The sequence below is a fragment of the Exiguobacterium sp. KRL4 genome (assembly GCF_001870785.1).
Classification (GTDB): domain Bacteria; phylum Bacillota; class Bacilli; order Exiguobacteriales; family Exiguobacteriaceae; genus Exiguobacterium_A.
In genome coordinates this window covers 12450-32614 of sequence record NZ_MOLV01000016.1, presented here as the reverse complement: position 1 = coordinate 32614, position 20165 = coordinate 12450, and the positions used below count along the sequence as shown (strand labels likewise).

Sequence of the window (20165 nt, the reverse complement as noted above, 5' to 3'; positions counted from 1 at the left end):
GGGAACGACTGATGAAGGATGAGCAGGTACTGGATCTTTTGAAGTCACTTCGTCACGAATGGTTGAATCGATTGCAACTCGTTCGTTCCTATAGCGCGATTGGTGACGAGGCGGCTGTTGAATCGATTTGTTCAGTCTACCGGGAACAAGCGTCACGAGAAGGGCGACTTTCCTTGATTGGATTACCGAAAACGGCGCTCACACTGCAACGAGCAGATTGGACAGGCCTAACTGTCGAATATGATGTAATCGAAAGACCAAAGCAGCTGGATGATACACGTCTCGCGACGATTGTAGAAGCTGCGATTGACATGATAGAAGTGGGAAATGGAGAAGTATCCGTGACCTTTCATGAGGGCGTGACCATCGAGATCTATCGGGATCTACTAGATATGTCGCGCCTTAAAGATCTAGTGACGCCGATGGAGATCGAGTCACAGACGGAACATGAGTGTGTGATCGAAATCGAAAGTCTTCCTGTAGAGGAAGAACAGTAATAGGAGGGATCTGACATGTTTGTCGATCAGGTAAATATTTATGTAAAAGCAGGAGATGGAGGACGCGGGCAAGTTGCGTTCCGTCGCGAAAAGTACGTCCCAGATGGTGGTCCAGCTGGAGGAGATGGTGGGCATGGTGCTCACGTCGTTCTCGAAGTAGATGAAGGACTCCGGACGTTGATGGATTTCCGTTACAAACGCCACTTTAAAGCAGTTCAAGGCGAAAACGGAATGTCAAAAGGGATGCACGGTCGTAAGGCTGACCATCTCGTCGTTAAAGTACCACCGGGCACGGTCGTCTACGATGATGATACGGATGCAGTCATTGCCGATCTCGTCCATCACGGACAACAAGCCATCGTTGCCAAAGGTGGACGCGGTGGACGTGGGAACTCACGTTTTGCGACTCCAGCGAACCCAGCTCCAGAACATGCGGAAAACGGTGAACCAGGTCAAGAAAAGTACTTGAAGCTCGAATTGAAAATGCTCGCAGATGTCGGACTGGTCGGGTTCCCAAGTGTCGGGAAATCGACGATGTTATCCATCGTCTCAGCAGCCCGTCCGAAAATCGGCGCGTATCACTTCACGACGATTACACCGAATATCGGTGTAGTCGAAACAGAAGATAGCCGCAGTTTCATCATGGCCGATCTACCTGGTCTGATTGAAGGCGCAAGCGAAGGTGTTGGTCTTGGTCACCAGTTCTTACGTCACGTCGAACGGACAAAAGTCATCGTCCACGTCATCGATATGAGTGGAATGGAAGGACGCGATCCGGTTGATGATTACAACATCATCAACAAAGAGCTTTCGGATTACAACCTTCGTCTGACAGAGCGTCCGCAAGTCGTCGTCGCAAACAAGATGGATATGCCGGATGCGGAAGAAAATCTTGAAGCCTTTAAAGAAGCCTTCCCGGATTTAGAAGTTTTTGCGATTTCTGCTGCGACACGTCAAGGATTACGGGATCTCTTATTCCGGATTGCTGACCTCGTTGATGCGACACCTGAATTTGGTCTCGAAGAACTCGAAGAAAAAACAGCGACACCACGTGTTGTCTATGGCTATGAAGCACCAGAAGCTGGATTTACGGTTTCGAAAGATGAAGATGATTGCTTCGTCATTAAAGGACCACGAATCGAGAAACTGTTTACGATGACGAACTTCATGCGTGAAGAATCGATCAAACGTTTCGCGCGGACATTACGTCAAATGGGTGTCGATGAAGAATTACGTAAGATGGGTGCGATTGATGGAGACGTCGTTCGAATCCGTGACTTCGAATTCGAATTCATCGAGTCATCGTTCTAAGTCTAACGAATCCGAACAAGTTTATTTAAGAAATGGAGTGTGAGAGCATCGTGGACCCACTTCCCGCGATTCAGTTCATCTGGTTCTTCGTCTTACTAGTCATTTCAGCATTCTTTTCGTCTTCTGAAACAGCGTTATCTAGTGCGAATCGGTTACGAATCCTGCATCAGTCGGAAGAGGGTAGCCATCGTGCGACACAAGCGCTCCGGCTGTTGCAACGTTACGAAGAGACGTTGACGGCCATCTTGATCGGGAATACACTGGCTAACCTTGGTGTAGCGATGATCGGTGGCTGGTTAGCGTTATCGTTATCAGCCGATTTGTTGGTACAAATCGGTATCGTCTTCTTGACGTTTCTGTTCATCTTGTTGTTTGGTGAGTTGATCCCTAAATCCTATGCGCGGGAACATGCGGAAACGTATGTATTTTGGATCAGTAGTCCGTTGCATCTATGTTTAGTCTTTTTTAAACCGATCATCTTTTTATTCCTCAAGTTACGGCAAGCAGCGTTGGTACTGATCGGGGCAAATCCGAAAGGACCTCTTGTCACGGAACAGGAACTACGTGCCCTCGTCGATATCAGTGAGGAAGAAGGCATCATGGATGAAGCGAGTGCGGAGATCGTTCATCGAGCCGTCGACTTTAAGAATGTCACGGTCGAAGAAGCATTGACACCGCGAACGGATATTCAAGCGATTGACATCGATGACAGTTTTGATGACATTTTACGTGAAGTCCAAAAAGGTGGATTCTCGCGGTTACCGGTCTATAAAGATTCGATTGATCATATCATCGGTGTCTTATCGGAACGTGACTTTTTGCGAGAATTCGTCAAACATGGACGCGTTGAGATTCGAGAATTGATTCGACCGGTCTCGTTTGTCGTCCCGCAAACGCATATCATCGATCTGTTACCAGAACTAAAGGTCAAACAATCCCATATGGCGGTCGTGCTCGATGAGTTTGGTGGGACGGCAGGGTTGATCACGCTCGAGGACATTTTAGAAGAACTAGTCGGTGAGATTTGGGATGAACACGACGAGTCACTGGAGTATACGAAACAAGTGAGTCCGAACCGTTATGAATGTCTAGCCGAATATGACATTGAAGATTTTTGTCATCAGTTCGGACTATTGATGCCAGACACGGAAGCCCAATCACTTGGTGGGTGGATCATGGAGGACGTCGGTCACATTCCGGAAGCTGGAACCCAGATGGTTTATGGACAAGTCAGCTTCACTGTCCTTCACGTCGAAAACCGGCGTGTCCGGACGATCTTGGCGACTTTTCCAGATGATGCGCCACGCACTGAATCGATAGATGAACACATATGATGCACTCCCAAAAGGTCCATTCCGTTTTTTCGACGGAATGGACCTTTTTGGTGTGGCATTTATCTGATGAGAGTGGTCGCGTCCAGCTTAAGCATCCAGTTCTGAGACGAGAATACCTAGACGGTCCAGTGCTTCAATGGCCGCGTCGAGTGCTGCTTCACTATCGGCTTCAAGTGTATGGAGATGGACACCATCGGTCAAACTAGACAAAGGTGTTGCTTGTGTCTCCTCTAATTGTTCGATCAAAGCCCGGACATCACGTCGGCTCTTCAGCATCAATTCACCTGTCAAAAATCCATAAACCGGATGTTCGACGATGACATCACGGATGATGACACCTTCATCCACGATCGCATCACATTCTGCCTTCAGCTGATCAATACCATGACGGCAAACAACTTTTCTGATGTGGCGTGAGGCGTCGAGCTCTGGATCATTCAACAAATAGCCGCGTGCTGTCGCGACGACAGGATATCCTTTTGCCTTTAATAAGGATAGATCCTGGACGATGACTTGGCGGCTGACACCTGCCTGCTTGGCAAGTTTAGTTCCAGTGACCGGTCGTTCGCTCTCCTGAATCAATTGTAGTAATCCTTGCCGGCGTTCTTCCCCGGATTGTCTTCTTTCCATGACGACTCCTACCTTTCCATTAATCTGATTCCTCTAGAGAACAGAGGACATCGATACATCGCTTCACTTCTTCTTCGGTCGTCATTCGACCAAAGCTCAGGCGGATTAAGCCATGCGCAGTCGTATCATCAAAACCGATCGCTCGTAAGGTCGCGTTTGGTCCGTTTTCGCCTGCGCGACAAGCACTTCCCGCCGAGACGGCAATCCCAGCGCGGTTCAGGGCGAGAAGGACGAATTGACCATCCCGTTGCTTCGTATGAATGGCACAAATCGAGTCGAGTTGTTGAGGCGATTCAATGATTTGATACTGAGAAGAAGGAAGACTTTTTTTTAGCATACCACGAAATCTTTTACTCGATGCTTGGATCTGCTGATTTTCCTCGCGGTAGCGGCTACAGGCCATCAGGAAAGCCGCAATCCCCGGGACATCAACCGTTCCTGGACGAATCCCGTATTCATGATGGGCTTCATAGTAAGGACTGAACAAGGGACGCCGCAGATAGACGGCACCCAGTCCTTTGGGTCCGTATACTTTATGGCTGCTGATCGTATAGGCATCGACATCCGTCAAGTTGACCGGTTGTTTCAGGAAACCTTGAATCCCGTCGCAATGAAACAGGATGTCGTTTTGACGGCAAAAAGCTGCGATGTCTGAAATCGGAAAAGTGAACCCGGTCTCGGAATTGACATGTTGGATCGAGACGACACCGACATCTTCCGTGCATGCTTCCTTGAATTGAACCCAATCAAACTCACCTGTCGCTTGTAAGCTGATGGTAATCGTTTTACTCGCCAATCGTTTTAACGGCAAGGTCACTGAATCGTGTTCCGACATTAGTGTCAAGACAGTTGTCTTTTTACTTTGCCGCAATAAATGACTTAACGCAATGTAATTAGCTTCCGAGCCACTTCCTGTAAAAATGATGGCACCTTCTGTTACTTGTAACCAATCCATCAATTGGGCACGTGCCTGATTGAGTAGTTGAAGGGCGGCATCTCCCGCGTCATGAAGCGAGGAACTGTTGCCATACGCCTGTTCTGCTGCTTGTCGATATTGTTCTAACGCATCCGGGTGCATCGCTGTTGTGGCGGCATGATCCAAATAAATCATAAGTTATCGTATCCTTTCATCTTGTCACTCAGCTAAAAATATGCCAAACTTATTGTCAAGTCAATAGTAAAGACAAATAACAGAGGTGTAAATCAAATGTCATTACATAAAAAGATAGAAGTAGATGTTTTGATCATCGGTACAGGACTAGCGGCAGTTTCCGTTGCACTCCATCTCCCATCCGAAATGAACGTCTTGCTCGTTTCAAAAGGGAAACGGACAGAAACAAATTCCATGCGGGCACAAGGAGGGATCGCTTCCGCATATTTAGAGCGTGACCACTTAAGTCATCAAGCAGATACGATACAAGCCGCAAAGGGACGGACCAATGATGAGACGATCACGTTCATTACAGCGGCAGGGCGACAAGCTATCACGGAATTGGAATCATTTGGCGTAACATTTGATCGGGACGCCTCGGGACACTATACACTCGGACAGGAAGGCGCCCATAGTCTGCCACGGATTTTCCATAGTGGCGGCGACCGGACAGGGGAACGGATGATGCACCAATTGTTGCAACACCTTCACCATCCAATCTTAGAAGATACGGTCGTGACAGAGCTGTTGACAAATAATCATCAAGTGGTCGGGGCGCGGGGGTATCAAGGCGAAATCCCGATTCGGATTTCGGCCCGAGCGGTCGTGCTAGCGACGGGAGGAATTGGTGGACTGTTTCTGACGTCGACGAATGACCCGAGTTTGACAGGTGATGGTTTAGTACTTGCCGAACAAGCGGGAGCTGCATTAGTCGACTTAGGATATATCCAACATCATCCGACGGTATTGGTCCACAACGGCAAGAGCCAGGGGTTAATCACGGAAGCCTTACGTGGTGCGGGTGCTTATTTAATGACGGCAGATGGTCGGCGGATAATGGCCGGTCACCCGCAAGGTGATCTAGCAGCGCGTGACGAAGTCGCCGCTGTCATTACAGCGACAAGAAAAAAAGAAGCGGTCTATTTGAATACGACAGCGGTCAAGGAGATTGACATTCGATTCCCGACGTTTGTTAAAAAATGTGAATCATTGAACATATCGACGGATCTCGTTGAAGTGACGACGGGTGTTCATTTCTTAATGGGCGGGATTGAGACGGATCAAGCAGGACGGACGATGGTACCGGGATTATATGCGGTCGGCGAGACGGCATCAACCGGCTTGCATGGAAAAAACAGATTAGCTTCCAATTCGCTTCTCGAGTGTGTCGTGGTCGGAAAAGAACTCGCGCAACAGCTTCAGTTAGAGAAGCGAAGACCGCTGCCGACGACACAAAGCATGGCGGATGATGAGACGAGTCGCCTCGAGCAGTTGCTGACTGAAGTATTACAAGTCGACTTGCAACAGGAATTACTTGAAAAGGCACTCCGAACACTCATGACGGAGCACCCGGGGCAACAGACCGGGCGACAAGCGGAAATCAATCATTTAAAAAAGAGGACAGCCCGATTGTTACTAGAAGGGGCAATTCAACGATTAAAAGGAGAGCAACAGGATGAACAGATGGCATCTGCAACAACAGCTTAAAGATTTTTTGATTGAGGACATCGGTCATCAAGATGTGACAAGCGAAGTTTGTCTGACAGGAAATGAGCAAGGTGTCGGACGATTTATCGCTAAAGAATCAGGCGTTTTTTGTGGCGAACACGTTTTAACGGAGCTTGCAACGTTGTTAGCGGTGGAGCACGATCTTTTAGTAAAGGACGGACAGACGATTGAACGGGGGCAAGTGCTGGCTCACTGGTCCGGGCAGTTAAAATCGATTCTGACTGGCGAACGGGTCGCCTTGAACCTCATTCAACGAACGTCAGGGATTGCGACACTGACGCATCAGGCGGTCCGACAAGCAGCTGGACAGATTCGGATTTCGGACACAAGAAAGACGACACCAGGATTACGGATGCTTGAAAAACATGCAGTCCGTGTCGGTGGAGGGTTCAATCACCGGGGGCGTCTCGATGATGCGGTCATGATTAAAGACAATCACATTACGGTCGCCGGATCGATCACAGCAGCCGTCGAACGGGCAAAACAGCAGATTGGTCATACAACACCAATTGAAGTCGAAGTCGAGACGGGCGAAGAAGTCAAAGAAGCTGTCGCAGCAGGAGTCGATATCATCATGCTCGATAATCGATCGCCGGATGAAATCAAGACGTTCCGGAAATGGATTCCGAAACAGATCACAGTGGAGTTATCAGGTGGAATCACGCTTGATACGTTACCGGCGTATTGTGATACCGGAGCAGATTACATCTCGCTTGGTGCCTTGACACATTCAGCACCTGCACTGGACATCAGTATGAAAATCATAGGAGGAAAAAAAGATGAAGGTTGATTTGTTTACCGATAAAGGAATTCCGAAAAAGTATTTAACGAAATCAGATGAAGAATTGATTGCAGTGATCGAAGGGGTGAAATCCCGGATGGGTACCCGGTTATTTTTACCGGCCCATCATTATCAAAAAGATGAAGTCGTCCAATTCGCCGATGCGACGGGAGATTCGCTTCAACTCGCACAAGTGGCAAAAAAAATGACGGAAGCGGAGTATACCGTTTTTTGTGGGGTTCACTTCATGGCGGAGACAGCAGATATGCTGACCTCTAGCGACCATACGGTGGTGTTACCGGATATGCGAGCCGGCTGTTCGATGGCCGATATGGCAAATGGTTTTCAGACGGAACGTTCCTACGAGATCTTATCGGACCGTCTCAACCGTTCGATTCTCCCATTGACGTATGTCAATTCAACGGCCGAAATCAAAGCGTTTGTCGGTCGCCATGGTGGAGCAACCGTCACCTCATCGAATGCTGTCCAGATGGTTGAATGGGCGCTTGCGGAACGAGACATCCTCTTTTTCCTGCCGGATCAACATCTTGGTCGAAATACAGCGCACGCGTTAGGCATTCCGCTCGAACAGATGGCGGTGTGGGATCCAATCGCGGATGAGTTGTTGTTTGATGGTGCAGATGCCGACATTCGGGTCATCCTTTGGAAAGGGCATTGTTCGGTCCACGAGAAGTTCACCGTCGGACAGATTGATCAGTTCCGGCGGACGGAACCGGATCGAACGATTCTCGTCCATCCGGAATGTTCGTTTGAAGTCGTCGCAGCGTCTGATTTAAATGGTTCGACGGCGTATATCATTCAACAGATTGAACAGGCGGAACCGGGAACAAAATGGGCGATCGGGACCGAAATGAATCTCGTGCAACGGCTGGCGCACGACCACCCCGAACTGGATATCGTCTCCCTGAATCCGTTCATGTGTCCGTGTCTGACGATGAACCGGATTGATTTACCACACCTCGCCTGGTCACTCGAACAAATCGAAGCTGGCCATCCGGTGAATGTCATCACCGTCGATGCTGACACGACCCGGTATGCGGTTCTTGCGCTCGAGCGGATGCTCGAACGTTCATGAGCGCATCCGATCCTCTACTATCCGGCAACGGATGGTAGAGTTTTTTTTGTGGAATTACGTTTTGAAGAGCTTCCGCGTTATATGCTACAATAACACGAGAGTTTGTTAATGGATGGGAGCGTTCTAAAGTGATAGAATTCGTACGCGGCGAAGTCGCTTATGTCTGTGCAGAATTCGTGACGATCGAGGTCGGGGGGATTGGCTACAAAATCGTAGCACCGAACCCGTTTTTTTATCGGACCGGAGACGAACAGGTTATCGTATATACGTATCATTATGTCAGAGAAGACCAAGAAGTATTATTCGGATTCCGTTCACGACGCGAACGAGCACTGTTCACGAAATTACTTGGTGTGACCGGGATTGGTCCTAAAGGATCACTTGCTATCGTTGCGTCGGGGGATGTCGATGCGCTTGTCGAAGCAATCGAACAAGAGAAGGAAAGTTATTTGATTAAGTTCCCGGGTGTCGGGAAAAAGACGGCGAAACAAATGACGCTTGATTTAAAAGGCAAGTTGGCCGAACTGGCCCCTGATTATATTCCGAGTGAAGGATTGTTCGCTCAAGGAAATGCCGAACTAAATGAAGCGTGTGAAGCCTTAACGGCACTTGGTTACAGTGAACGGGAAGTCGAAAAAGTGAAAAAGGCGCTTCAAGGTGAAGTGCTGTCGACCGACCAATATGTGAAGCGAGCGCTGCAGTTGTTATTGAATGTGAGGTGAGAACATGGAAGAACGGATTTTGTCAGAATCCGCCCACGCGGAAGATCAGGAAGAGTGGAGTTTACGTCCTCAGACACTTGAACAATACATCGGTCAAGAAAAAGCCAAAGGCAATCTGAGTGTCTTTATCCAAGCGGCAAAAATCCGTCAAGAAACACTGGATCATGTGCTTCTGTATGGTCCACCCGGACTCGGTAAGACGACACTTGCAACAATCATCGCTAATGAAATGGGTGTCGGAATCAAGACGACGGCCGGACCGGCAATCGAGCGACCTGGAGACTTAGCAGCAATCCTTTCCTCGCTCGAGCCGGGGGATGTCCTGTTCATCGACGAGATTCACCGGTTGAGTCGTTCCATCGAGGAAATCTTGTACCCAGCGATGGAAGACTATTGTCTCGATATCGTCATCGGTCAAGGGGAACTAGCTCGCAGTGTCCGAATCGACTTGCCGCCTTTTACACTGGTCGGAGCGACGACGCGGGCCGGTATGTTATCGGCACCACTTCGGGACCGATTTGGTGTGACGCTGAAACTTGAATATTACACGATGCCGGAACTTTCTGCGATCGTCACGCGAACGTCCCGTTTGTTTGGGTTTGAAGCGGACCGGATGGCAGCGGAAGCGATTGCCCTTCGTTCCCGTGGCACGCCGCGGGTCGCCAATCGCCTCTTACGACGCGTCCGAGATTTTGCCCAAGTCGCCCATCAAACGGCGATTGATGTAACGCTTGCGACGAGTGCTCTCGATCGTTTACACGTCGATGCTTTAGGTCTTGATGACGTCGATCACCGATTGTTACGTTCGCTTGCCGAACGGTTTGCCGGTGGACCGGTTGGTCTTGAGACGATTGCTGCGACGATCGGAGAAGATGCGCAGACGATCGAAGACGTCTACGAACCGTATTTGCTTCAACAAGGCTTTTTACAACGAACACCACGTGGTCGTGTCTTAACGCCGTTTGCACGGCAACATTTAGGATTGAAAGAAGGAAATTAACGATGGATGTAAATTTATTTGATTTTCATTTACCAGAAGAACAGATTGCCCAAGTCCCGTTACTTGATCGGACGAGTTCGAAGTTGATGGTCATCAACCGGGAAACGGGCGCCCTTCGTCACGAGAAATTCCATGACATCGTGTCGTATTTCAATGCCGGTGATACACTGGTCATCAATGATACAAAAGTCTTACCTGCCCGATTGTTCGGCGTCAAGGAAGAGACCGGCGGGAAGATTGAACTATTGTTACTCAAGCAGACGAGTGAGGATGTCTGGGAAACGCTCGCGAAACCGGCGAAACGGGTTAAACCAGGAACGAAGCTGTCCTTTGGAGACGGGTTACTCCAAGCGGAATGTCTCGAAGCACTCGAAGACGGCGGACGGATTTTGAAGTTTTCCTATACAGGAATTTTTTACGAAGTGCTCGACCAACTGGGGACGATGCCGTTACCACCGTATATTCATGAACAGTTGGAAGATCAAGACCGTTATCAGACCGTTTATGCCCGGGAACGGGGCAGTGCGGCAGCCCCGACGGCAGGACTGCATTTTACACCGGAATTGTTGAAAGCCTTGACGGATAAAGGCGTGAACCTCGCACCGTTGACGTTACACGTCGGACTCGGCACGTTCCGCCCGGTCTCAGTGGATGACGTGGACAGCCACAAGATGCATAGTGAATACTATGAGTTGCCGGAATCGTCGGCACAAATTTTACGGGACACCCGCAAAAACGGCGGCCGGATCATCGCGGTCGGAACAACATCGACGCGGACTCTTGAGACCGTCATCCGGGATCATGGTGATTTCGTCGAAGCATCCGGTTGGACGGATATCTTCATCTACCCTGGTCAGGAAATCAAAGGGATCGATGGATTGATCACGAACTTCCATTTACCTAAGTCGACATTGATCATGCTCGTATCCGCTTTGTCGACACGCGAACACATATTACATGCCTATGAAGAAGCCGTTGCGCAAGGATACCGATTCTTTAGTTTCGGAGACGCGATGTTCTTAACGAGAGAGGAATTAAACCGATGACAAAACATGCAGTAACCTATGAACATATCAAGACGTGTAAACAATCCGGTGCGCGGTTAGGAATCGTCCATACGCCGCACGGCAGTTTCGAGACACCTGTCTTCATGCCAGTCGGGACACAAGCGACGGTCAAAACGATGGCACCGGAACAAATCAAGGACATGAATGCGAACATCATTCTTTCGAACACGTACCATTTATGGGTCCGTCCTGGACATGATGTCATTAAAGAAGCAGGTGGTCTCCATAAATTCATGAACTGGGATGGAGCGATCTTAACTGATTCCGGTGGTTTCCAAGTCTTCTCACTTGCTGATTTACGTAACATCACAGAAGAAGGTGTCCATTTCCGGAATCACTTGAACGGTGACAAACTGTTCTTATCACCGGAAAAAGCGATGGAAATTCAAAATGCGTTGGGCTCCGATATCATGATGGCATTTGACGAGTGTCCACCGTTCCCCGCGTCTCATGAATACATGAAAGCCTCTGTCGAACGGACAAGCCGCTGGGCGGAACGTTGCCTTGAGGCACACGAACGGCCGCAGGATCAAGCATTGTTCGGGATCATTCAAGGCGGCGAGTACGAAGATTTACGTCGTCAAAGTGCGCGTGATCTTGCATCGCTTGATTTCCCGGGGTATGCCGTCGGAGGTTTGTCAGTCGGAGAGCCGAAAGACGTCATGTATCGTGCCCTTGATTTTACGACACCACTCATGCCGGAAGACAAGCCACGTTATTTGATGGGTGTCGGTTCGCCGGATGCCTTGATCGAAGGCGCCATTCGCGGAATCGACATGTTTGACTGTGTCTTGCCGACGCGGATTGCGCGTAACGGAACGTTGATGACGTCAAGCGGACGTCTCGTCGTCCGCAATGCCAAATATGCCCGTGATTTTCGTCCGCTCGATGAAAAATGTGATTGCTATGCATGTAAGAATTATTCGCGTGCCTACATTCACCATTTGATCCGTGCGCAGGAAACGTTTGGGCTGCACCTCTGTTCGACACATAATCTTCACTTCCTCGTCAAGCTGATGGAAGGTGTCCGTCAGGCGATTCGTGAAGACCGTCTGCTTGATTTCAAAGAAGAATTCTTTGAAGAATACGGCTATAATTTACCGAACGCGAAGAATTTCTGATAAATGGTCTGACAATTCCATTCTTTTTACGGTATAATGAACGTGATTTGAATGAAAAGGAGCTGACTCAGATGCAACAATTATTGACATTCCTCCCGATGATCTTGATCTTCGTGGTGTTTTATTTCTTGTTGATTCGTCCACAGAACAAACGCCAGAAGCAAGTGCGTGAGATGCAAACCCAATTATCACGCGGTGATTCGATCGTGACGATCGGTGGCCTTCATGGGGTCGTACAAAAAGTTGATGAGACAACGGTCACATTGAAATCGGGTAACGCGCAATTGACGTTTAACCGTAGTGCGGTCGCAGAAGTTACGAAAAAATCAACGACTGTCATGGACGACGAAATCGTCGAATAAGGCTCGAAAAAGACGCTTTCCGAATTCGGGAGCGTCTTTTCTATTTTTATATGAGAAAAACGATTGCTATCATTACCAATTTTTATGTAAGCTAAGATAGGATAAGAAAGTTGTCTGAAAATATACTGGGATAGAGAGAAAGGACAATGTAGCATGATTAAGAAGGGAAAACTGGCCACGTTTTTCATTATCGTTGCCGCGCTGCTCATATTGATCGGTACGACGTCGACTTGGCTCCTCAAAGACACGAAGTTGGGTCTTGATTTAAAAGGTGGATTTGAAGTGCTGTATGAAGTACAACCGCTGAAAGAAGGCGATGTCATCGATGCAAACGCGATGAGCGCGACGCTGACGGCAATCGAAAACCGGGTAAACGTCCTGGGTGTCTCGGAACCGGACATCCGGATTGAAGGGGACAACCGGATTCGTGTCCAGCTAGCCGGTGTCAAGAATCAGAGTGAAGCACGTCAGATTTTATCATCGACGGCTGAATTATCATTCCGGGACATCAATGACAAAGTGTTACTGGATGGATCGGATCTGAAGGCAAAAGGGGCAAAAGTCGGATATGATCCACAGACGAATGCGCCGCTTGTCGAATTGACGATGAAGTCAAAAGAAAAATTTTATGAAGTGACACAAAACGTATCACAAATGCAGCCACCGGCAAACCGTCTTGTCATCTGGCTCGATTATGAAAAAGGCGATACGTACGAAAAAGAGATTCAAAAAGAAAATTCAAAAATCGTCTCTGATGCATCGGTGCAACAGCCGATCAACTCGGACAAAGCCATCATCTCAGGTGGTGATATCACAGCAGAATACGGCAAACAATTATCATCGATCCTAAATGCCGGAGCGCTTCCGGTGAAACTGGATGAAATCTACTCGACATCTGTCTCGGCCGCGTTTGGTCAAGATGCTCTCGATCAGACATTGTTTGCGTCAATGATCGGTGTCGCAGCCGTCTTCTTGTTCATGCTGCTGTTTTACCGGGTATCTGGCTTAGTGTCAATCATTACATTATTATTCTACATCTATCTCGTCATGATCTTCTTTAACGGAATCAATGCCGTCCTGACGTTACCAGGGATTGCTGCTCTTGTACTCGGAGTCGGGATGGCGGTTGATGCCAACATCATCACGGCAGAACGGATCAAAGATGAACTCCGAAGCGGGAAGTCCGTTTTGTCCGCCTTTAAAGCCGGTAATCGCCGCTCATTTGGTACGATTCTTGATGCCAACTTGACGACGTTGATTTCAGCAGGCGTGTTGTATTACTTCGGAACGAGTACCGTCAAAGGATTCGCGATTATGCTGATGGTCTCGATTACCGTTACGTTCATCACGAATGTCTTCATCTCGCGTTACTTGATGCAACTTCTCGTCAGTAGCCGCTGGTTTGATAAGAAAAAAACCTGGTTTGGCGTAAAGGAGGATGAAATTCGTGAACTTTAACCCAACGAAATTTGATTATGTCAAACATCGGAAACTCTATTTTACGATTACGATCGCATTAGTACTGATTTCCGTCTTATTGCTTGCGTTTCGTGGATTGAATCTTGGAATTGATTTCACAGAAGGAACACGGGTCGAAATTTCTTCAACGAACACGATTAAGGAATCGGAGGTTCGCTCCGTCATTGAAGATGCGGGAATTGATGCAGCTGAAATCAACGGCGTTCAATTTGCACAAGGCGGAAAGCTCGCGAACGTGACGTTCGTTGGAGAATTCAGCCAGGAACAAATCTCGAAAATGAAACAAACGATCGAAGCAAAATATAAAAAAGAACCAAGCATCTCGACAGTGTCGGCACAAGTCGGTCAGGAAATCGCCCGTAACGCGATTTATGCCGTCTTGCTGGCTTCACTCGGAATCGTCATCTACGTCTCGTTCCGTTTCCAACCGCTTTACGGGATTGCGACGGTCCTCGCGTTACTCCATGACGCTTTGATGATCATTGCCTTCTTCTCACTGTTCCAGATTGAAGTTAATCTGTACTTCATCGCAGCGATTTTGACCATCATCGGTTATTCCGTCAATGATACGATTGTTACCTTTGACCGGGTCCGGGAAAACTTGGGTCTTGCTGAAAAAGGTGGCCGTCAAGTGACGTTCAGTGAATTGTCGCATATCGTCAATGAATCGATTCAACAGACGATCATCCGCTCCATCAATACGGTCATTACCGTCATCATGACGGCTGCGGCACTTTATATCTTTGGTAGCGAAGCGATCCGTGGATTTAGCCTTGCCTTACTGGTGGGTCTGATCATGGGGATGTATTCTTCAATCTTCATCGCAGCGCAACTGTGGCTCGTCATGAAAGGCCGGACATTAAAATCATCGAAACAAGCATCATAATCAGATCCGCGTTAGCTATCGCTAACGCGGGTTTTGTTTTATAATGATGAAGTTGATTGGAGGGGTTAGATGTATCATTCAAAGAAAACATGGATCGACAAAGAAGTCGATTCGCTGAAAATAGACGAGTTGGCAGAACAAGTGGCCGTGTCCCGACAGGTCGCGCATCTGCTCGTACAACGTGGATTCGAGACGGCAGAACAGGCAAAAGCGTTTTTAGAAGCCGATCAGATGGACTTTCATGATCCGTTCCTCTTTCAGGATATGAACAAGGTCGTGGCCCGGATTCAGCAGGCAGCTGAAGAAGGGGAAATGATTTTGATTTATGGGGATTATGACGTCGACGGTGTCAGTTCTGCCGCGATCCTCTGGCATGCGTTAGTTGAGATCGGAGCGATGGCGGAATGTTACATCCCAAACCGTTTTACGGAAGGATATGGACCAAACGAAGCTGCGTTCCGTTGGGCAGCTGAAGAAGGATTTGGTTTAGTCATCACCGTCGACTGTGGTATTTCTGGAATTGACGAAGCAAAAGTCTTACAAGACTTGGGTGTCGATTTGATCATTACCGATCACCATGAAGCAAAAGACGTCTTACCGGATGCCTTTGCGATGATTCATCCTGGTGTCGATACAAACTATCCGTATTCGAAACTGGCCGGCGCCGGTGTCGCTTTTAAAGTCGCCCATGCCCTGCTCGGGCGGGTACCGGAGGAACTGCTTGACCTGGCCGTTCTTGGGACAATTGCTGATTTAGTCCCGTTAGTGGGTGAAAACCGGTTACTTGCAGCAAAAGGAATCGAAGTTTTAAACGCAAGTGAACGTCCCGGAATTTTAGCGTTACGGAAAGTTTGCAGTCTAGTGGAAGACGAGTTGACGGAAGAATCGGTCGGTTTTGCCTTTGGTCCACGGATCAATGCAGCGGGTCGCCTTGATTCTGCGATGCCGGCGCTTGAGATGTTACTGGCGGAAACGATCGAAGAAGCCAGTATCCTCGCAGAACAACTGGATCAACAGAACAAACAACGGCAAGACATCGTCAAGAAAATCGCGGAAGAGGCGATTGATTTGGTCGAACGTCATTATTTGTCCGATCGTGTCTTAGTCGTCGACTCAAATCAGTGGAATCCCGGGGTCGTCGGAATCGTTGCCTCACGACTTGTTGAGAAGTACCATCGTCCGGTCATTCTTTTGTGCCACGATACGGAAAAAGGAACAGCCAAAGGTTCGGGTCGATCAATTGCTGCGTTTGATTTGTTTGCTGAATTGACACGATGCGAAGACATCTTGCCACACTTCGGAGGACATCCGGCAGCAGCAGGAATGACTTTATCGTCAGAGGATGTCATCGTTTTACGGGAACGGTTGAATGCCCAAGCCGCTGGTTTACCGGATGAGGCGTTCATCGCGACGACGGAGATTGACTTACGTCTCAGCGTATCAGACATTTCGATTGGGTTGATCGAAGAGATGGGGAAATTGGCCCCATTTGGTATGGGAAATCCCTCGCCGCGTGTCGTGGTCGAAGGAGCCAGCATTCGCGATTTAAAGCGGATCGGTCGTGACTTAACCCATTTAAAAATGCTCGTGACGGATGGAAAAACGGAACTTGACGGGATTGGATTTGGTTTTGGTGATGCGGTCGATGAGATTTCTTCGTTAGCGGACGTCTCGTTGATGGGGAGTTTAAACATCAATGAGTGGAACGGTTTCCGAAAACCGCAACTGATGATTCAGGATTTGGCCGTCGTCGATGTTCAACTGTTTGATTATCGTGGTGGCAAAAAACCGTTGACGGATGTGTTTGAGTTACCAGAAGACATGACGACGTTAGTTGCCTTTTCGAAAGACACACAAACCAAGTACGCCGAACGTCCCTTGAACGGTCCGATCAAAGCGAATATCGTCTTTTTAGACTTACCGGAAGAAGAATCTGCCTTTTTGCCCTACTTGAAAGAGGCGGAGCGCGTGTATTGCGCGTTTAAAGACGAAGGATACTATTTCGAGACGATTCCTTCCCGGGAAGAGTTTAAACAGTACTTCAATTATTTTGCCAAATGTCCCCGTGATGAACTGCGAATCGGACTCGTCCGTTTGTCGAAATCCCGAAAATGGTCGAAACGTTCGATTAACTTTATGCATTCAGTGTTTTCGGAACTGGATTTTCTTGTTACAATGGAGGATGGGCTGCCGGGTGTGAACCCGAATGCTGAAAAACGAGATTTGACGGAAGCCGCGACGTACAAGCGTCACGAGGGACGTCAACGTCTTGAGCAACAATACATTTATTCGTCACTCGCTCAGTTGAAAGAGCGTTTTGATACTTTGGTAGAAGCGGCGAAGCAGGAGGAAATGACATGGAGTTCAAACAGCATATAAAAGAGGTCGAAAACTGGCCGAAAGAAGGAATTAGTTTCAAAGATATCACATCACTGATGCAGAACGGTCCAGCTTACAAACAATCGGTCGATGCTTTGATCGATTATGCGCGTAAACAAGGTGCAGACGTCATTGCCGGTCCAGAAGCACGTGGATTCGTCGTTGGTTGTCCGGCCGCTTATGCGATGGAAATCGGTTTCGTACCGGTTCGTAAAGAAGGGAAACTACCGCGTGAGACAGTTCGTGTCGAGTATGGTCTCGAGTACGGAAAAGATGTCTTGACGATGCATCACGATGCGATCCAACCCGGACAACGTGTCGTCATTCTCGACGATTTACTTGCGACAGGTGGAACGATCGAAGCGACAATCAAAATGATTGAGCAGCTTGGCGGAACAGTTGCCGGAATCGGATTCTTGATTGAACTCGATGGGTTAGGTGGACGTGAAAAATTAGAAGGATACGATATCTTGTCCTTGATTCGTTACGCAGATTAATACGTAGTAGATATCCTCCCGGCTGTAGTCGGGGGGGTATTTCTTTTTATTTTGACATATTATCAAAATTTCACGATAATAGAAGATATATATTAGGGATTCAGCGTAATCAATCCCGGGGACTGGGTGAGGATAAGGGATGACAAATAAACAAATCGTAAATGTAGAAGACCTTCTCGCTCGATGTGCGGAGTACATGACCGAGGCAGAAGTCAAAGATATCGAACGTGCCTATCAATTCGCAAAAGACGAGCATGAAGGACAATTTCGCCGATCGGGTGAACCTTACATCATTCATCCCGTTCAAGTAGCGGGGATACTAGTGGATATCGGACTAGATGCGACGACGATCGTTGCCGCTCTTCTTCATGATGTCGTCGAGGATACTGACATTACGCTGGAGGAACTAACGGAACGATTTGGAGCAGACGTGACGATGCTCGTGGATGGTGTGACGAAACTCGGAAAAATCAAATACAAATCCAAACGGGAAGAATTAGCCGAAAATCACCGGAAGATGTTCATTGCGATGGCAGAAGACATTCGTGTGATCTTGATTAAGCTAGCCGACCGTTTGCACAATATGCGGACGTTGCAACATATGGTGAAAGAGAAGCAAGTTCAAAAAGCGGAAGAAACACTCGAAATCTTTGCACCGCTTGCCCATCGTCTCGGGATTTCGACGATTAAATGGGAACTCGAAGATATCAGTCTTCGTTACATCAATCCGCAACAATACTACCGGATCGTCTCGATGATGAAACAAAAACGGACGGAACGGGAAGCACTGGTCACATCCGTGATTAATGAAGTCAATGAAGTGCTTGAAGAAGTCGAGATTGCAGCAGATGTGGATGGACGTCCAAAACACATCTATTCGATTTATAATAAAATGCAAAATTCCAAAAAAGAATTTAGCGAAATTTATGATTTGATGGCAGTCCGGATCATCGTCGACTCGATCAAAGATTGTTACGCGGTGCTCGGAATCATTCATACCCAATATAAACCGATGCCGGGTCGCTTCAAGGATTACATCGCCATGCCTAAACCGAACATGTACCAGTCACTGCATACGACGGTCATCGGGCCGAAGGGTGAACCGCTTGAAGTGCAAATTCGGACACGCGATATGCATTTCATCGCCGAGTACGGAATTGCCGCACACTGGGCCTATAAAGAAGGCAAGGAACAGGAAGCAAAATCCGGTTTTGAAGATAAAATCGCTCATTTCCGTGAAATTTTAGAGCTTCAAAAAGATACAGCAGATGCAGAAGAATTCATGGAGTCTGTCAAAGTCGATTTCTTTAGCGACATGTTATATGTCTTCACACCAAAAGGTGATGTCATTGAATTACCTAAAGGATCGGTGCCGATTGATTATGCGTACCGGATTCATACGGAAATCGGCCACCGGACGATCGGAGCGAAAGTCAACGGACGGATGGTTCCGATTGACTATAAATTGAAAACAGGGGACATCATTGAAATCGTCACGTCAAAACACAGTTACGGACCAAGCAAGGATTGGCTGAAGATTTGTGTGTCGAGCCAAGCGAAAAACAAAATCCGTCAATGGTTCAAACGCCAGCAACGAGAAGAAAATGTCTTAAAAGGCCGCGAATTGATTGAAGCGGAAGTGAAAAAACTTGGTTTCGAGCCGAAAGACGTCATCAATGAAAAGACACTCGAAGACGTGACACGGAAGTTTAATTTTGGTCAGGAAGAAGATATGTATGCGGCAGTCGGTTATCATGGACTGACCGCGGCTCAAGTCGCCCATAAATTGACGGAAAAATTGCGCAAAGACAAGGAATCGAAGAATCTGGAATTAAACGAAGCCATCAGCGGGATGAAGACATTTGACCGACCGAAGAAACAGAATCCGGAAGGTGTCCGTGTCAAGGGAATCGACAATATGTTAGTCCGGATGAGCCGATGCTGTAATCCGGTTCCAGGAGACGATATCGTCGGTTACATCACCCGTGGTCGCGGCGTATCGATCCACCGGGCGGATTGTCTGAACGTCATCCATGAACAAAATCCGGAACGGTTGCTTGAAGTCGAATGGGAACATGAAGGCAAGACGGTCAAAAGTTACAACGTTGAGATTGAAATTTCCGGTTTTGACCGGGCAGGTCTCCTCAATGATGTCCTTCAATCTGTCTCGGCGATGAATACGAATATCGTGGCCGTCAGCGGTAAAGGGGACGACAGCAAACAAGCGAAGATTTCAATGACGATTGCGATTGACAACGTCAACCACTTGCAGAAAGTGGTCGATCGGATTAAACAGATATCAGACGTGTATGCCGTGCATCGCGTCATGATGACATAAGGAGCG

The 20165-nt window shown here is 48.0% G+C and carries 16 protein-coding genes and 1 pseudogene; 15 read left to right on the top strand and 2 right to left on the bottom strand.

The window, feature by feature from the left end:
* Window positions 1-11 precede the first annotated feature (11 nt).
* From BLD48_RS10495 to BLD48_RS10485, 3 genes are read left to right on the top strand one after another with little or no spacing between them, the layout of a single operon-like run.
* Window positions 12-497 carry a Spo0B domain-containing protein gene (locus tag BLD48_RS10495; protein ID WP_014970901.1) on the top strand — a complete coding sequence of 162 codons (486 nt, stop codon included), beginning with the start codon at window positions 12-14 and terminating at the stop codon, window positions 495-497.
* 15 nt (window positions 498-512) lie between these two features.
* On the top strand, window positions 513-1808 hold the full coding sequence (gene obgE, locus BLD48_RS10490; protein WP_014970900.1) for a GTPase ObgE: 1296 nt from the start codon (window positions 513-515) through the stop codon (window positions 1806-1808).
* A 50-nt stretch (window positions 1809-1858) separates the two neighbouring features.
* The gene (locus BLD48_RS10485) at window positions 1859-3142 is read left to right on the top strand and encodes a hemolysin family protein (RefSeq protein ID WP_083412306.1); all 1284 of its coding nucleotides are present in this window, start codon (window positions 1859-1861) and stop codon (window positions 3140-3142) included.
* 87 nt (window positions 3143-3229) lie between these two features.
* Here BLD48_RS10485 and BLD48_RS10480 read toward each other — a convergent pair whose 3' ends face one another.
* Both BLD48_RS10480 and BLD48_RS10475 read right to left on the bottom strand, forming a co-directional pair.
* A complete protein-coding gene (locus BLD48_RS10480; protein ID WP_071500176.1) occupies window positions 3230-3772 on the bottom strand; it encodes a transcription repressor NadR in 543 nt (180 codons plus the stop codon).
* 19 nt (window positions 3773-3791) lie between these two features.
* A complete protein-coding gene (locus BLD48_RS10475) occupies window positions 3792-4883 on the bottom strand; it encodes a cysteine desulfurase family protein (RefSeq protein ID WP_071500175.1) in 1092 nt (363 codons plus the stop codon).
* A gap of 96 nt (window positions 4884-4979) precedes the next feature.
* On the opposite strand from BLD48_RS10475, the gene BLD48_RS10470 reads away from it, so the two are divergent.
* The 12 genes and pseudogenes from BLD48_RS10470 (at window position 4980) to BLD48_RS10415 (ending at window position 20159) form a co-directional block, all read left to right on the top strand.
* On the top strand, window positions 4980-6410 hold the full coding sequence (locus BLD48_RS10470; RefSeq protein ID WP_071500174.1) for an L-aspartate oxidase: 1431 nt from the start codon (window positions 4980-4982) through the stop codon (window positions 6408-6410).
* Entirely contained in the window at window positions 6379-7221 is an 843-nt protein-coding gene (nadC, locus tag BLD48_RS10465; protein WP_071500173.1) for a carboxylating nicotinate-nucleotide diphosphorylase, read from the top strand. The genes BLD48_RS10470 and nadC overlap by 32 nt, the downstream gene beginning before the upstream one ends.
* Entirely contained in the window at window positions 7211-8308 is a 1098-nt protein-coding gene (gene nadA / locus BLD48_RS10460; protein WP_071500172.1) for a quinolinate synthase NadA, read from the top strand. Before nadC ends, nadA begins: the two co-directional genes overlap by 11 nt.
* A 128-nt stretch (window positions 8309-8436) precedes the next feature.
* Entirely contained in the window at window positions 8437-9030 is a 594-nt protein-coding gene (gene ruvA, locus BLD48_RS10455) for a Holliday junction branch migration protein RuvA (protein WP_012370967.1), read from the top strand.
* Window positions 9031-9034: 4 nt separating this feature from the next.
* Window positions 9035-10030, top strand: a complete 996-nt coding sequence (ruvB, locus tag BLD48_RS10450; RefSeq protein ID WP_071500171.1) for a Holliday junction branch migration DNA helicase RuvB — start codon at window positions 9035-9037, stop codon at window positions 10028-10030.
* Between the two features lie 2 nt (window positions 10031-10032).
* Window positions 10033-11076, top strand: a complete 1044-nt coding sequence (queA, locus tag BLD48_RS10445; RefSeq protein WP_071500170.1) for a tRNA preQ1(34) S-adenosylmethionine ribosyltransferase-isomerase QueA — start codon at window positions 10033-10035, stop codon at window positions 11074-11076.
* A complete protein-coding gene (gene tgt / locus BLD48_RS10440; protein ID WP_071500169.1) occupies window positions 11073-12218 on the top strand; it encodes a tRNA guanosine(34) transglycosylase Tgt in 1146 nt (381 codons plus the stop codon). Before queA ends, tgt begins: the two co-directional genes overlap by 4 nt.
* Window positions 12219-12289: 71 nt before the next feature.
* Complete coding sequence (yajC, locus tag BLD48_RS10435; protein WP_014970891.1) at window positions 12290-12580, top strand: preprotein translocase subunit YajC; 291 nt, start codon at window positions 12290-12292, stop codon at window positions 12578-12580.
* A 153-nt stretch (window positions 12581-12733) separates the two neighbouring features.
* Window positions 12734-14945: pseudogene (gene secD / locus BLD48_RS16670) on the top strand (protein translocase subunit SecD).
* Between the two features lie 69 nt (window positions 14946-15014).
* Entirely contained in the window at window positions 15015-17324 is a 2310-nt protein-coding gene (recJ, locus tag BLD48_RS10425) for a single-stranded-DNA-specific exonuclease RecJ (protein WP_071500168.1), read from the top strand.
* Entirely contained in the window at window positions 17303-17821 is a 519-nt protein-coding gene (locus BLD48_RS10420) for an adenine phosphoribosyltransferase (RefSeq protein WP_012370959.1), read from the top strand. Before recJ ends, BLD48_RS10420 begins: the two co-directional genes overlap by 22 nt.
* 139 nt (window positions 17822-17960) lie before the next feature.
* The gene (locus BLD48_RS10415) at window positions 17961-20159 is read left to right on the top strand and encodes a RelA/SpoT family protein (protein WP_071500167.1); all 2199 of its coding nucleotides are present in this window, start codon (window positions 17961-17963) and stop codon (window positions 20157-20159) included.
* Window positions 20160-20165: the final 6 nt, after the last annotated feature.